The sequence below is a fragment of the Oryzomonas sagensis genome (assembly GCF_008802355.1).
Taxonomy (GTDB): domain Bacteria; phylum Desulfobacterota; class Desulfuromonadia; order Geobacterales; family Pseudopelobacteraceae; genus Oryzomonas; species Oryzomonas sagensis.
On record NZ_VZRA01000002.1, the window covers coordinates 260,366 to 275,591 of the forward strand.

Below are 15,226 nucleotides of genomic sequence, written 5' to 3' on the forward strand. Positions count from 1 at the left end.
TCTATTATAGTTTATAATTAATTGAAAATATTTTAATGATATCGAGCGGATCGGTCGCATCGGCAGGTGGCCGGCGCCGAGCGGAGGCTGTTCCCCACAATGCCTGAAGCCCCCCCCCCGACATTCAACCGGGTCATATCCACCCGGGTCTTTCTCCCCTGGCTCGCGGCGAGCTGCCTGCTCCTCAACCTGTTCGTCGCCGGGCTGGCAGGCTATTCCCTCTACCGGAGCCACCGGCAGTACGAGAGCCGCGCCGTCATCCGGACCCAGAACCTGTCCCAGTCCCTCAACCTGACCATTGCCGGCATTATGGACAAGGCCGGCCTCACCGTCTTTGCGGTGAAAAAGGAGGCCGAGCGGCAGATCAGAAGCGGCGGCATCGACCGCCCGGCTCTGCGCTCCTACCTCCGCGCCCATAACGAGCGTATCTCCGAGATCCAGGACCTGAGGGTAGCCAACGCCCGGGGCGAGATCGTCTTTAGCGATCAGGCGCCCCTCGAAAGGCCGGTCAAGATCTCCGATCGCGACTACTTCGTCAGCGCCAGCCGGAATCCCTGGATCGGCCTGATCGTCACCAAGCCGCTTATGAGCCGGATCACCAACCGGTGGACCGTCAACATCGTCCGGCGCATGGACAACCCGGACGGCAGCTTCGCCGGCATCGCCTACGCCGCCGTCTCCCTGGATTATTTTGTCCGGCTGTGCGGCTCCTTCGACCTGGGAGCGCACGGCCTCATCGCCCTGCGGGACGCAGACCTGGCCGTCATGGTGCGCTATCCCGAACAGGCGGGGGGGGAGGGCAGCACCGGCAGTACCATGGTGCCGCGGGAGTTGCGGGAGCTGGTCCGGGGGGGGCACACCTCCGGCACCTACCGGACCCGGGAGGGCCTGGACCCGGTGGAGCGCATCTTCTCCTTCCGCAAGATCGCAAACTACCCCCTCTACGTAACGGCGGGCCTGGCCGTCGACGACTACCTGGCCCCCTGGCGCACGGAAGCCGCGCTCATGTCGGCCCTGGTGGCCCTCTTTGCCGCCGGATCGCTCGTGACCGCCCGGCTGCTCTACCGTAACCGCGGGCGCGAGGAGCGGGGGGAGGCCGAACTGCTCCGGCACCGGGAGCAGTTGGAGGAGATGGTCCGGGATCGGACCTCCCTGCTGGAGGCGCGAAACGCCCAACTGGGCGAAGAGATCGTCCTGCGCAAGCGGATCGAAGCGGATTTGCAGCGGTCGGCCAGCGTCATGGACCGGATGCCGGATGCCGTCTCCTGGGTCGCCCCGGACGGCAGGATTCTCTACGTCAACGACGCCGCCTGCCGCCTGAGCGGCTACGAACGCCGGGAGTTGCTTGCCCTGCGGGCGTGGGACCTTTACCGCAACGCTACGGCCGAATCATGGCTCCCCCATTGGGAAGAGCTGCGCCGGGAGGGGCACCTGCATTTCGAGACCGCGGCCCAAACCCGGGACGGCCGCCTGGTGCCGGTGGACGTGTCGGCCAATTATCTGGAAATAGACGGCCAGGAGTACGACTGCGCCATCCTGCGGGACATCTCGGAGCGCCGGGCGGGGGAGGCGGAGCGGCAGGCGCTGATGGTCCAGTTGAGCCAGTCCCAGAAGATCGAGTCCATCGGCCGTCTGGCCGGGGGGATCGCCCACGACTTCAACAACCTGCTGACGCCGATCCTGGGCTATGCCGAATTGCTGCAGAACCGCCTGCCGGCCGACAGCCGGGATTTCGAGCGGGTCGACCGGATCATGCAGGCGGCCGACAAGGCCAGGGTCCTCACCCAGCAGCTCCTGAGCTTCAGCCGCAAACAGTTTTTCGAAATGCGGCCGGTGGACCTGAACAACGTGGTGACGTCGTTCTACGAGATCCTGCGCCGGACCATCCGGGAGAACATCGCCATCCGGCTGCGCCTCTCGGAGATCGTCTACGCCGTCCGCGCCGACCGCAACCAGGTGGAACAGATCCTCATGAACCTGGCGATCAACGCCCAGGACGCCATCCTCGACCGGGGCGTCATCACCATCGAGACGGCGCCGGTGACCCTGGACGACGAATACGTCCGCCAGCACGAGGGGCTCGCGCCGGGCAGATACCTGATGCTGGGGGTCAGCGACACCGGCGCGGGCATGGCCCGGGAAACCATTGCCCACATCTTCGAGCCGTTCTTCACCACCAAGGATGTGGGCAAGGGGTCGGGCCTGGGGCTGGCCACGGTCTACGGCCTGGTCAAACAGCACGGCGGGCATATCGTGGTGTTCAGCGAGGAGGGGGAGGGGACGACCTTCAAGATCTTCTTCCCCCTGGATGAGGACGCCGTGCCGGTGGAAACCGCAAGCGCCGCGGAGATCTCGGAGGTCAACGTGGCCGGCAGCACCATCCTGCTGGTGGAGGACAACGATATGGTGCGCAACCTGGTCCGGGACCTGCTGGACAGTTGCAACTGCCGGCTGATCGTTGCCGAGGGACCTCGCCAGGCCCTCGCCCTGAGCGCCGGCCGGAAGGTGGACCTGCTGCTCACCGACGTGGTCATGCCCGACATGAACGGGCCGGAGTTGCAGGAAAAGATGCAGAAAACCCATCCGGGGCTCGCGACCCTCTACATGTCGGGATACACCGACACCGCCATCCTCCGCAACGGCGCGCCGGACCGGGGGATCAACTTCATTCAGAAACCGTTCACCACGAGAGAGCTCCTGAAAAAGATCGACTCGATCCTGAACGGGGCCCCGGAGCCGTCGCCCGGCGCGCCGGCGGGGAGGGGGGACATGCGCTAATGGGGCAGCACTTCATCGGCAGGCAGGCCATCGTCAGCAAGGCGGAGGAGATCGTCGCCTACGAGCTGTTATTCAGGTCATCGGAAGCGCCGGACCATGCCGATGTCCAGGATGACGTCAGCGCCACCTCCAACACCATCATGAATACGATCTCCTGCTTCGGCACACAGGCCGCCATGGGGAGGCATCGCGGGTTCGTCAACGTGGATGCGGACCTGCTCATGAGCGATACCCTGGAAATCCTCCCGCCGGAACGGTTCGGCATAGAACTGCTGGAAACCGTCGCCATCACCCCCGACGTGATCGGGCGCTGCCGCGAACTGAGGGCGAAGGGGTACCTGCTGGCCCTGGACGACCACACGTACGATCCCCGCTGCCGGGAGTTGTACGACGGCGTGGTCAACGTCGTAAAGATCGACATCACCGGGGTGGACAGCGCCGGGATGGCGCTGCTGGTCGAGCAGTTCAGGCCGTACCCGGTCAAGCTTCTGGCGGAGAAGGTCGATAGCCGGGAGCGCTATCTGGAATGCAACCGCTTAGGCTTCGACCTGTTCCAGGGGTATACGTTCTCCCAGCCGGCCGTCATGAAGAAGCGGCGCTGGGACGACTCGTCCGACGTTATCTTCAAGCTGATGCAGCAGCTCACCGACGAGGCGGAACTTGAGGATATGGAGCAAACGATCAAGCAGAGCCCGCCGCTCGTCTACAAACTGCTGGTCCTGGTCAACTCCATCTCCCTGGGGCTGCGGGCCAAGGTCGTCTCCATTCGCCACGCCGTCATGATGATCGGGCTGCGCCAGCTCAAGCGCTGGGTGCAACTGGCGATCTTCGCCACGGACGGGGAGTCGTGCCTGGACGACCCGGCCGTCGACCTGGCCGCGGTGCGGGCGGTCTTCATGGAGGAGTTGGTCAAGCTGACCCCCCTGGTGCGCAGGAACCGTCATGCCGCCGATGAAGGCTATATGATCGGCATCCTGTCGATCCTCACCGCCGTCTTCGACCTCACCATGGAGGAGATCGTGGCGAATCTTCACCTCTCCGACGAGGTCCTGGATGCCTTGCTGAACAGGGAGGGGGACTTCGGCGTGCTGCTGAGTCTGGTGGAGCAGATCGAAAACCTGGAATTCGAGCGCGCCGCCGAACGTCTGGAAGTGTTGGGGATACCGCTCATGGCGGTCCTGAACTGTCAGAAAACGGCCTATAGCTGGCGTTTCGGGGTGTGAAGACAAGAGGGGTAACGGGAGCCGGGACTTATGATAGTTTTAGGACCTCTCCGTCCCATTGGTCCCATATGTCCCATACCCCCCTTTCCCATAAAAGTTCCACAGGAGGACCATCATGCCCGAAAAAACCATCCTGATCGTCGACGATGAGGAGATGATCCGCGACGTTTCGGCCGCCATGCTCGAGGAGCTCGGTTTTGCGACCATTGCCGCCGCCAACGGCCCAGAGGCGATCCGTATCTTCCGGGACAAGGGGGATGTGATCGCCGGGGTGCTCCTGGACATGAGCATGCCGATCATGGACGGCATCGCGGTCTTCAGGGAACTGCGCCGCATCCGGCCGGACGTCAGGGTCATCCTCGCCAGCGGTTATAGCGAACGGGAGGTCGCGGAATCCTTCGGGGCGGTGGGGGTGGACGGTTTCGTCCAAAAGCCGTTCAACCTGGAGAGCCTCGCCGCTGCCGTGCGGCGCGTCGTGGCCCCCGGCGACGTCACGAACGCGTAACCACGGAGGATTCCCATGTCCCCTGCGCCGCCGTCCGTCAAAACCGTACTCTTCTTCATCATCGGGATCGTTGCGCTCCCCTGTGTCGGCATTATCATCCATACCGGGCTGCACCACCGGGACGAGGTCATCGGCAGCGCCGGAGCGGAGACCCGGAGGGTGGTGGGGCGCATCGTCTCGGAACAGCAGAACCTCACGGCGGCGACCGAGCAGTTGATGGCCACCCTGGGCCGGCTCCCCGAGGTCGCGGACGAGGATGCGGCCCGGACCGGGGCGATCCTGAAGAGCCTGGTCGAGCTCAATCCCCAGTACGCCAACCTCCTGATCGCCGATCATCTGGGCAACGTCTGGTGCTCGGGCATTCCGGCCAAACTCCCCCTCGCCATCGCCGACCGCCGCCATTTCAGAAACGCCCTGGCCAGCGGGCGCCTCTCCTCCAGCGAGTACCTCATCGGCCGCACCACCAACAGGCCCGCCATCAGCTACGCCTATCCCTACCGGGGGCGGGACGGCGCCATCGCCGGGGTCATCGTCGCCACCCTCAACCTGGATTTCTACCAGAATATCGTGGAGCAGTTCAAACTCCCCCCCCAAGCCGGACTCCTGCTCGTGGATCACCGGGGCGTCATCATCTACGCCAGCAGGGAGGCCAGGCCACAGGTCGGCACCCCGCTGCGGGCGGACCTGTTCCGGCAGATGGTCCGGGGGCCGGAGGAGGCGACCGGCAGTATCGACAGCATGGCGGGGGACCGGCGCATCGCCAGCTACCGCAAGCTGCGCCTCAAGGGGGAGGCGGAGCCCTACCTGTACGCCCGGGTGACCATACCCTATGCCGCGGCCCTGGCCGCGGCCGACACCCAGTTCCTCGTGGACGTGGCCCTGCTGTCGGCCTTTCTGCTCCTGGCGGCCGGGGCTGCCTACCTGGTGGGCACCCGCCTCATCATTCGGCGGATCTCGGTGCTGACGGACGCCTCGCAACGCCTGGCCGAGGGGGAGCGGAAGATCCGGGTGGCGGAACTGGTGCGGGGGGGCGAACTGGGAGCCCTGGGGCAGACCTTCGACCACATGGCCGAGCAGCTTGAACGGCGCGAGAGCGCCCTGCGGGAGAGCGAGGGGCAGATGCGGGTGCTCTTCGAGTCGTCCCAGGCCGGCATCGTGCTGCTGGACGCTGCCTGTACGATCATGGTGGCCAACGGGCGCCTGGCCGAGATGCTCGGCCGCACCCCGGAGGAGCTGACCGGCTCCCCGTATATCGACCACCTCCCGCCGGACCAGCGTTCCACCTGCCGGGAAAACCTGTGCAGGATCATCGACCGGGAAATCGATACCATAAGCACCGAACGGCGCTACCTGCGGAAGGACGGCAGCGTCTTCTGGGGGTATTTCACCGGCCGCCGCTACGAGGACGATCACGGGGGGCTCATCGGCGTCGTAGGGCACATCAGCGATATCAGCGAGATCAAGCATGCCGAGGAGGAGCGCCGCAAGATCGAACAGCAGATGCTGCACGCCCAGAAGCTGGAAGGCCTGGGGGTCCTGGCCGGGGGCATCGCCCACGACTTCAACAACATCCTCATGGCCATCATCGGCAATGCGGACCTGGCGCTGATGCGCATCAACAGGGAATCCCCCTGCGTGGAGAACCTGCACAAGATCGAGGAGGCCGCCGCCCGGGCCGCGGACCTGGCCAAGCAGATGCTGGCCTACTCGGGCAAGGGGAAATTCCTCGTCGAGAGCATCGACCTGAACCGCATCCTGGAAGACATGGTCCAGATGCTGGAGGTCTCCATCTCCAAGAAGGCATTGCTGCGGCTCAACCTCTGCCCGGAACTCGCGGCGGTGGAGGCCGACGCCACCCAACTGCGCCAGGTCGTCATGAATCTGGTGATCAACGCCTCGGAGGCCATCGGCGACAGGGACGGCGTGATCGCCATCACCACCGGCTGCATGGAGTGCGACGAGGCGTATCTGAAGGACGCCTGGCTGAACGAGAGCATCGGCCCGGGGCCTTACGTCTGGCTTGAGATCGCCGATACCGGCTGCGGCATGGACCGGGAGACCATGGCGAAGATCTTCGATCCCTTCTTCACCACCAAGTTCACCGGGCGGGGCCTGGGCATGGCCGCGGTGCTCGGCATCATCCGCGGCCATCGGGGGACCATCAAGGTCTACAGCGAGCCGGGGCGCGGCACGACCTTCAAGGTGCTGCTGCCCGTCGCCCCCCTGCCTGCGGAACTGCCCGCCCCGGAGCCCCTTGTCTGCGAGTGGCACGGGAGCGGCACGGTCCTTCTGGCGGACGACGAGAAGAGCGTGCGGAGCATCGGCAGGGAGATGCTGAAGGCGCTGGGGTACACTCCCGTCACCGCCGCGGATGGCCGGGAGGCGGTGGAGCTGTGCCGGAGCACCCCCGGCATCGTCTTCGCCATCCTGGACCTGACCATGCCGAACATGGACGGGGAACAGTGCTTCCGGGAACTCAGGCGGCTTGACCCCGGGATCAGGGTCATCATGTCCAGCGGCTACAATAAACAGGATGTCGCCCCCCGGTTCGCGGGCAAGGGGCTGGACGGGTTCATCCAGAAGCCCTACACCATCGCCGCCCTCAGGGAGGCCGTATCCCGCCTGGGGCTGGCCAATCCGGGGGATTGTGCGCCGTCTGGGCACCGGTGATGTCGGAGGGCGGATCTCCAAAACCGCCACGCAGGCATGGAAGGAGCAACAAGGGATGAAGAGAGTCATCGCGGGTATCATGCTGGTCCTGTTCGCCTGCACCGGGGCGGGGGCCGAATCGTCGGTGTGGAAGGCCCGGAAGGGCGGGAGCGTCCTCTATCTGGGGGGGACCTGCCATGTGCTGCGGGAGCAGGATTTCCCCCTGCCGGCCGAGTTCGACCGGGCATACCTGGCTGCCCAGGTCGTGGTCTTCGAGACCGATTTGGGCAAGCTCCAGGCCCCGGCGACCCAGCAGCGGTTTCTGGCCAAGGCCATGTACGGCGACGGCAGCACCGTGGACAAGCATCTGTCGCCCAAGGCCTACGCCGCGCTCAGCGCCTTTTCCGAGGCCAACGGCATCCCGCTTTCGACCTTCGGCCGGTTCAAGCCGTCCATGATCGTGACGACCCTGACGCTCATGGAGTTGTTGAAAATGGGGGTAACCCAGCAGGGGGTGGACAACGTCTACTATGCGCGGGCCATCGCGGACAAGAAGGCCGTGGACGGGCTGGAGACGGCCGACCAGCAGATCGACTACGTGGTCTCCATGGCGGACGGCAACGAGGATGACTTTGTGGACTATTCCATCGCGGATATGAAGAATATCCGGGAGCAGTTCGGGCTCCTCGTGGGGGCGTGGCGCACGGGGGATGCGGGGACGCTGGACGAGTTGATGTCGGGGGAATTCAAGGCCCGCCAGCCCCAGCTCTACAAGCGGCTGATCGTGGAGCGCAACAAAAACTGGCTGCCGGTGATCGAGGGCTACCAAAAGCTGCGCCAGACCCGGTTCGTCCTGGTGGGGGTGGCGCATCTGGTGGGGCCGGACGGCATCATCGAGGCCCTGCGGCAGAAGGGGTACACGGTGGAGAAGTTGTAGTTGATGGTTGTGAACCTGAAAAACAATCATCTCAAGGAGGAAAACCATGAAAAAGATCGTTGCCCTGTTCGCCGTTGCCGTCTCCCTCTCCGCGACGCAGGCGTTTGCCGATAACTTCCGCTGCCCCAACGGCGCTATCGTCTCCACCGGAGACAGCATCTCCCTCGTCTCGACAAAATGCGACCCTCCTGCCGGCGCGTACAAGCGCGAGGAGCCGGTGACCGCCGAATTCGACAGAGGGAACGGCCGGACCGGGGCCAACACCGTCTACATCGAGGTGCAGGAGTGGACCTACACCCAGGGCTCCACCCTGCTGCACACGCTGATCTTCCGCAACGGCATCCTCGCGGAGGTGCGCACCGGCGGCTTTGTGCAGTGATGTGGATGACAAGGTGGGCGGGTGTTTTTTGCCCCGCTCGCCCGCTACCCGTCCCGACAAACGATGCGGCACTGTCTCCGGCGGCAAGAGAGAGCGAATAACAGCGTGGAAGACATTGACAGGTTTTAGCTAAATGGATACTATACTATACATTAAGCTGTCAAAGACTACTATAGTATCCATTTAGGTGCCACCATGCCCTCCCTGCATAATAGAACCTATCTCCCTGCCACTCGAGAGGCGGCGGAACTCCTGGGCAAGCTTATCAGGCTGGAACGGCGCGAACGCAAAATGTCCGAGGAGGATCTGGCGGGACGCGCGGGTATCGCCAGACGCACCCTGCAAAGGATCGAACATGGTGACCCGCAGTGCGCCATCGGCCTGTTTTTCGAATTGGCGGTCCTCGTCGGGGTAAGGCTTTTCGATAGCGACGATCACACCACGCTCGCAGAGCGCCTGGACCGGGTTACCGACAAACTCGCGGTTTTGCCCCGGCGGGTACGTTCTTCCGCCCTGAAGGTTGACGATGATTTCTGAGCTCAAGGAACTGTACGTATGGGTTTGGCTGCCGGAGGAGACGGAACCGGTGGTGGCGGGCAAGTTGAGCGCCCAGGGGAAAACATACGTCTTCAATTATGGTCGGAGCTACCTGCAACGGGAAAACGCCATTCCTCTCTATGATGGGGAATTGCCGCTGCGCCGGGGCCTGCTTCCGCTTCCCGACGGCCTCGCCATGCCGGGATGCCTGCGCGACGCAGCCCCGGATGCGTGGGGCCGCCGGGTTATCTTGAACAAGCGGTTTGGCAACGAGGCTGCCGCCATGGACCCGGACTCCCTTGATGAGTTGCATTATCTTCTGGAATCGGGGTCCGACCGGATCGGGGCTTTGGATTTTCAGCGTTCCGCCACCGCATATGAGCCGAGATCAGCCACCGGGGCGCCCCTCGATGAGTTGATGGCGGCGGCGGAGTTGATTGAGAAGGGGATTCCTTTGACGCCTGAGCTCGCTCAGGCGCTACAGCACGGTACGTCTATCGGCGGCGCGCGGCCAAAGGTTCTTGTGGAGAGCGATTCCCGTAAATACATCGCCAAATTTTCCACGTCCACCGACCTGTACTCAATCGTAAAGTCCGAGTACCTTGCCATGCGGTTGGCGAAACTGGCGGGACTTGATGTTGCCCCTGTCTCGCTTCGGAACGTAGCGGGAAAGGACGTGCTGATGGTAGAGCGCTTCGATCGTGTTTCCACCCCCGGCGGCTGGCGACGAAGGGGTATTGTTTCGGCGCTGACCATGTTGCGGTTGGATGAGTTGATGGCGAGATATGCCAGTTATGAGGATTTTGCACATCTGGTGCGGGAAAAATTTATCGATGCCCCCAGTACGCTTCGGGAACTATTTTCCCGCATCGTCTTTAATATTCTGATCGGCAACACCGACGACCATGCCCGTAACCATGCCGCTTTTTGGGATGGCCGTATGCTGCGGCTGACCCCCGCGTACGATATCTGTCCGCAACCGAGACATGGACGGACCGCCTCACAGGCCATGCTGATCGCGGGGAACGATAATTCCAGCCGGCTCGTCACATGTTTGAAGGCCGCCCCGCACTTCCTGCTCCACCGGGAAGAGGCGGTCGGGATTATTGTGGGGCAGATACGGTGCATCGAAGAGCATTGGCCGGAAGTGTGCGACGACGCGGCTCTGGCCGAGGTGGATCGCAACCTGTTATGGCGGAACCAGGCGCTTAACCCGTTTGCCTTCGAGGGGGTGGAGGGCGGCCCCTTGGAGAGGCTGGTGGAAAGGTACGGCCAGGGCTCTCATTACAACAGGTCCGGGGCGTGATCCCCTACATGATTCAATGTTTTGATTTTGTTATCTTTGCGGCTCTATGGCACATGTTTTTCCCGGCTGAACGCATCACGAAAGGGACCCGTCGTTTCGTATGAAGGACTTTAACCTGTTTTCTCCGCGCCGCGACCGTACCGCGGCCATGCCGTTCATCATGCTGACCGTGGTGATCGACGTGGCGTCCATCGGCCTGATCATCCCCGTGCTGCCGCCCCTGGTCGGCAGCTTCACCGGCTCCCAGGCGGATCAGGCCTTCTGGTTCGGCGTGGTGGTGTTCGCCTTCGGGCTCGCCAACTTCTTCGGCTCGCCGGTCCTGGGGGCGCTGTCCGACGCCTACGGCCGCCGCCCCGTGCTGCTGCTCGGCTTCTGCGGGCTGGGGCTCACCTTTTTCGCCACCGGGCTCTCCACGGCCCTGTGGATGCTCATCGCGGTACGGCTGGTGGGGGGCGCCATGCAGGCCAATGCGGCCGTGTGCAACGCCTATGTGGCCGACATCACCCCCCCGGAAGAGCGCGCCCGGCGCTTCGGCCTGCTGGGCGCCATGTTCGGCGCCGGCTTCATCATCGGCCCGGTCATGGGGGGGCTTTTGGGGGCGATCAGCCTGCAGCTGCCGTTTTTCGTGGCCGGGGCTCTGGCCATGGTCAACTGGCTCTACGGCTACTTCGTGCTCCCCGAATCGCTCCCCCTGGAGCGCCGCCGTCCGTTCCACTGGAAACAGGCCAACCCCCTGACCTCGCTGCGCCGCCTGACCCGACTGAACGGCGTGGGGCGGCTGGTGGCCGTGGTCGCCCTGAGCGGGCTGGCCCAATTCGTCATGTTCACCGGGTGGGTCTTGTACACCACCTTCAAGTTCGGCTGGGGCCCGCGGGAGAACGGCTGGTCCCTGGCGGCGGTAGGCCTCATGTCGCTGATCGTGCAGGGGTTTCTGCTCGGCCGCCTGCTGAAGCGCTTTCCCCCCCGCCGCCTGGCGGTGGCCGGGCTGTTCTCCTCGTCCGTGGCCTTCCTGCTGTGGGGCATGGCCACCCAGGGGTGGATGATGTACGCGGTGATCTTCCTGAACATACTCGGCTTTACGATTACGGCGGCGCTCCAGAGCATCATCTCCGGCGCCGCCGGCCCCCGGGACCAGGGGGAGATCATGGGGGCGGCCAACTCCGTGAACAGCCTGGCGTCCGTATTCGCGCCCCTGTGCGGCGCGCCGCTTCTGGCCATGGTGTCTCACCTGCCCCGGGGCGACTGGCGCATCGGCGCGCCCTTCTACTTCTGCGCCGCGCTCCAGGCCGCATCCCTGACCCTGGCGTTTCTTCACTTCCGCAGCGAGCGGGAACGGGGCGTTGCGGGGGCTGTGAAGGGTGGTCGTCAGGATGGATGATGCGATGCGGAGGGAAAGAGGAACCGGGGACGAGGCGGGCAGCGTGGCAACCATCGACCGGCGGCGGACCATGAGGGAAGCCGTCGTACGCTATGGGCGGCGTCTTCTGACGCCCGGAGCCCGCACCGATCCCGATGCCGTGCTCCGCCTCATCGCCTGGATCGCCGGCATCTCCATCGCCGCCGTCCTGGCGCTTTCGGCGGTTACGGTCTACGAGATCACCGCGGGAGAGGCGACGCGGGACGCCAGGGAGGCGGCCGCCCGGGTCAGCCGGGCCATGTTCGAGGAACAGCGGGACCGGCTGGCACCCAGGGGGAGCGACGGCCGGTACCGCATCCAGCCGAATCAGGCCGACCTGCCGGTCATTGACCGCTATTTCCGCACCTATCTTAGTAACTTCGACATCCTCAAGGTCAAGGTCTATACCCCCGCCGGAAAGATCGTCTACAGCACCGACAGGAAGATCATCGGCCATACGGACGCCGATAACAGGCGTCTGGCCAGGGCCTTGACGGGGGCGGTCGATTCCCACACGGAGAAGAAGGACCGGATGCTCGACCTGCGGGACGAGACGAAATTCAACATCGCCGTGGTGGAAACCTACATCCCCATCAGGGCGGGGAACGAGGTCATCGGCGTCTTCGAGCTCTACACGGACGTTACCCCCTACAGCCGTGCGATCGTCCATATCGTTACGCTGACCGTGGCCTGCCTGGCGGGTATCCTGCTGTCCGTGCTTGTCTGCGCCTGTCTGGTGATCAGAAGGGGAACCGGGATACTCAAGGATACGCAGCAGGAGCTTGCCCATAAGGTGCTGCTGCTGGAAGAGGCCCTGGCGAACGTGAAGCATCTCGAGGGCATCATCCCGATCTGCATGTATTGCAAGAAGATCCGGGACGACAAGGCGAGCTGGCAGCAGTTGGAACAGTACATATCGAACCACTCCGAGGCCCGCTTCAGCCACGGCATCTGTCCCGAATGTTATGAAAAGCAGTTGCAGGAAATCAAGGACGGGTTGGGGTGAATGATTCGAGGGGCTGTTGCCTTTCCCTTTGCTCCCATGGGGGTATAATCACATGCAACCGCAGGACGATGCAGAACCGCAAGATTGGTGAAGAGTGTGAATCCGCGACGTATCAGACCAGAACTGCCCGGTGCCGTTAAACGCACCATCATGTATGCCCTCTTCTTTACCGCGCCGTTTTTCTTGTTTGCCTACCTGGTGGGGGGCGACACCCTGCAGCGGAGCATCAGGAACTATCGCCTGGTGCATTCCGGGCTGAAATCCAGCGGGGTCATTGTCGAGTACCGGGAGCAGCAATGGAGCCTCTTGGGCCGCAAAGGCGACAAGGAGGTGCGCCCGGTCGTCACGTTCGGGACCCACGACGGCAGGACGGTTACCTTCGAATCCCTGTACCGTCCCCATTACCGCGGGTTTTCCATCGGCCAGACCGTGCCGGTCCTCTACGACCGGGATAATCCGCGCGATGCTGAAATCGACAAGCCGGAGCGGCTCTGGGGCGGGATGGTGTTCCCCTATGCGGTGAGCGGCGTTTTGCTCCTGATCGGCTGCTGGCCGCTCGTCGCCCTCCGCAAGAACAGCCGCGGGCGGCGCACGCGGGGCGGTAGGGGGTGATCTGATGCCGAACGTGTGTGCCCAACGGGAAAAAGGACAGGAGCAATGCGCCATGACGACGAAAAAACAGCATAAACCTTTTGCCATGATCCGGGAGTTCCAGCTTGCCGACTGGTTTACCCTGGCAAACGCGGTCTGCGGCACCGGGGCGCTGTTTTCCATGCTGACGTACCTGCAAACGGGCGAGATCAGCCATGTGTCCTTTGCCTGCGGGATGGTGCTCGCCGCCCTGGTCTTCGATGTCCTGGACGGGCGGGTCGCCCGGTGGCGGCAGAAGAGTTCCGGCATGGGGCGCGAACTGGATTCCCTGGCGGATGTGATCTCCTTCGGCGTCGCCCCGGCCGTGATCGGCTACGGCTGCGGCATGCAGGGGCTCTACGACCGCATCGTCCTCACCGGTTTCGTCGCCTGCGGCGTCTCCCGCCTGGCGCGTTACAACGTTACGGCCGGGGAACTGTCCGACGCCGACGGCAAGGTGAAGTATTTCGAGGGAACCCCGATCCCCACGTCGCTCTTGCTGGTGCTGGTGCTCTTTCTGGCGGCCACCCGGGGGGCCGTGCACGAGTATCTCTGGTTCGGGCAGGTGGCGTTCGCCGGTTTCACGCTGCACCCGCTGGTGCTGATCTTCGCCGTCTCCGGCTCGCTGATGGTGAGCCGCATCCGGTTTCCCAAGCTCTGAGAGATGCCGGGCCGGTTCCCCTTCCTCCTGCGCAACCCCCCGGTTTAACGGATTTTTTCCACTAAGTTGTTCTACATCGCCACAACGGTATGGTATGATAAGACAATGCCTTGGAGTACGAAAGGGGGCAGCCTGTTTCCCGCCCGGTTTTTCCGGGGGAGACCAGATCAGCGACAAGGAGACCTTATGAGAAAATTGTTAGCGGCAGCAGCGGCGGTGGCCCTGCTCCAGGCGGCTCCGGCGGCTTGGGCGGGCATCTCTTTCAACATCAACGTGGGCGGCCCGCCGGTCGTCATCGCGCAGCCCCCCGACTTCCTCTATCCGGCCGAACTGGGCTTCGGCGTGGCTGTCGGCGTGCCCTACGACATGTTCTATCTCTCCGGCATCTACTTCATCAACCGGGGGGGCGGTTGGTATCGCACCTCGTACTACGGCGGCGACTGGGTGCGGGTGCGCTATCGGGAACTCCCTCCTGAACTGCGCCGTTACAAGATGGGGAGGATCCACGAATTCCGCGACCGGGAATACCGCGTCTATTCGAGGGATCGGGATCACTATCAGGGGCGATACTACCGTCCCGACCGGGACGGGCGCCGCGACATGGGACAGCCGGGACGCGAGCAGCGCCGCGACATGAAAGAGGAACGCCGCGACATGAAAGAGGAACGCCGCGACCAGCGCCGGGATGTGAAAGAAGAACGTCGTGAGCAGCGTCGGGATGTGAAAGAAGAACGCCGCGAGCAGAAAGACGAACGTCGCGACGAGCGGGGCGGCCGGTAGGCGCACCCATCCCCCAGCCGTTACGGATGCGAAGGGTCAGGCAGACAGGTCTGGCCCTTCGTCCGTTTTGGACGCCCACGGCCTGGAATCGGGTCCGGCTGGCAGGAGGGTGAAGTTTCAGAGGTCTTTGGGGAAGCCGATCCGCGACTGGATGTAGGGCAGCCACTCCGCCGCCCTGCCGAGCTCGCCGGGGTTGCACCGGCTGCAACCGACGCAGGCCAGGGCATCGTTGTTCTTCTGGTACTTCACGCAGGCATCCGTGGTGATCCGGGCTGCCATCCTCCGGCAGTCGACCATGATGTGGGTCTGCATGAAGACATCGGATTCAAGAGATTCGGCCATATCATCACCTCGATGACACTGCTCTCATGGCTCTTGGCACTCCAGTGACCGTACCTATTCTATAGCATATGCCGATCCGTTTGCAAGGGCCGATGCG

14 protein-coding genes are annotated in these 15,226 nt (G+C 63.8%); 13 read left to right on the top strand and 1 reads right to left on the bottom strand.

Annotation, left to right across the window (positions count from 1 at the left end; genetic code table 11):
* Positions 1-99: 99 nt before the first annotated feature.
* The 13 genes from F6V30_RS09110 to F6V30_RS09170 all read left to right on the top strand — a co-directional run bounded on the left by F6V30_RS09110 (position 100) and on the right by F6V30_RS09170 (position 14,787).
* On the top strand, positions 100-2,778 hold the full coding sequence (locus tag F6V30_RS09110) for a hybrid sensor histidine kinase/response regulator (RefSeq protein ID WP_151156666.1): 2,679 nt from the start codon (positions 100-102) through the stop codon (positions 2,776-2,778).
* Positions 2,778-4,001, top strand: coding sequence for an EAL and HDOD domain-containing protein (locus tag F6V30_RS09115; protein ID WP_151156667.1), 1,224 nt, complete (start codon positions 2,778-2,780; stop codon positions 3,999-4,001). Before F6V30_RS09110 ends, F6V30_RS09115 begins: the two co-directional genes overlap by 1 nt.
* 115 nt (positions 4,002-4,116) lie before the next feature.
* Positions 4,117-4,506 (top strand): response regulator, encoded by a 390-nt coding sequence (locus F6V30_RS09120; protein ID WP_151156668.1) that lies wholly within the window; start codon positions 4,117-4,119, stop codon positions 4,504-4,506.
* 15 nt (positions 4,507-4,521) lie between these two features.
* Positions 4,522-7,176 carry a PAS domain S-box protein gene (locus F6V30_RS09125; protein ID WP_151156669.1) on the top strand — a complete coding sequence of 885 codons (2,655 nt, stop codon included), beginning with the start codon at positions 4,522-4,524 and terminating at the stop codon, positions 7,174-7,176.
* 55 nt (positions 7,177-7,231) lie between these two features.
* A complete protein-coding gene (locus F6V30_RS09130; RefSeq protein ID WP_151156670.1) occupies positions 7,232-8,092 on the top strand; it encodes a TraB/GumN family protein in 861 nt (286 codons plus the stop codon).
* A 46-nt stretch (positions 8,093-8,138) separates the two neighbouring features.
* Positions 8,139-8,471: a DUF2845 domain-containing protein gene (locus F6V30_RS09135; RefSeq protein WP_151156671.1), complete on the top strand. Its 333-nt coding sequence runs from the start codon at positions 8,139-8,141 to the stop codon at positions 8,469-8,471.
* A gap of 195 nt (positions 8,472-8,666) precedes the next feature.
* Positions 8,667-9,008 (top strand): helix-turn-helix transcriptional regulator, encoded by a 342-nt coding sequence (locus tag F6V30_RS09140; protein WP_151156672.1) that lies wholly within the window; start codon positions 8,667-8,669, stop codon positions 9,006-9,008.
* The gene (locus F6V30_RS09145; RefSeq protein ID WP_151156673.1) at positions 8,998-10,314 is read left to right on the top strand and encodes a type II toxin-antitoxin system HipA family toxin; all 1,317 of its coding nucleotides are present in this window, start codon (positions 8,998-9,000) and stop codon (positions 10,312-10,314) included. Before F6V30_RS09140 ends, F6V30_RS09145 begins: the two co-directional genes overlap by 11 nt.
* A 100-nt stretch (positions 10,315-10,414) precedes the next feature.
* Positions 10,415-11,692, top strand: a complete 1,278-nt coding sequence (locus tag F6V30_RS09150) for a TCR/Tet family MFS transporter (RefSeq protein ID WP_151156674.1) — start codon at positions 10,415-10,417, stop codon at positions 11,690-11,692.
* A 4-nt stretch (positions 11,693-11,696) separates the two neighbouring features.
* Positions 11,697-12,716 carry a hypothetical protein gene (locus tag F6V30_RS09155; protein WP_151156675.1) on the top strand — a complete coding sequence of 340 codons (1,020 nt, stop codon included), beginning with the start codon at positions 11,697-11,699 and terminating at the stop codon, positions 12,714-12,716.
* A gap of 96 nt (positions 12,717-12,812) precedes the next feature.
* Complete coding sequence (locus F6V30_RS09160) at positions 12,813-13,328, top strand: DUF3592 domain-containing protein (protein WP_151156676.1); 516 nt, start codon at positions 12,813-12,815, stop codon at positions 13,326-13,328.
* Positions 13,329-13,380: 52 nt separating this feature from the next.
* The gene (gene pssA / locus F6V30_RS09165) at positions 13,381-14,007 is read left to right on the top strand and encodes a CDP-diacylglycerol--serine O-phosphatidyltransferase (protein WP_151156677.1); all 627 of its coding nucleotides are present in this window, start codon (positions 13,381-13,383) and stop codon (positions 14,005-14,007) included.
* A 186-nt stretch (positions 14,008-14,193) separates the two neighbouring features.
* A complete protein-coding gene (locus tag F6V30_RS09170) occupies positions 14,194-14,787 on the top strand; it encodes a hypothetical protein (protein WP_151156678.1) in 594 nt (197 codons plus the stop codon).
* A 117-nt stretch (positions 14,788-14,904) separates the two neighbouring features.
* Here the strand turns inward: F6V30_RS09170 and F6V30_RS09175 are convergent, their stop codons facing one another.
* The gene (locus tag F6V30_RS09175; protein WP_151156679.1) at positions 14,905-15,129 is read right to left on the bottom strand and encodes a hypothetical protein; all 225 of its coding nucleotides are present in this window, start codon (positions 15,127-15,129) and stop codon (positions 14,905-14,907) included.
* Positions 15,130-15,226: the final 97 nt, after the last annotated feature.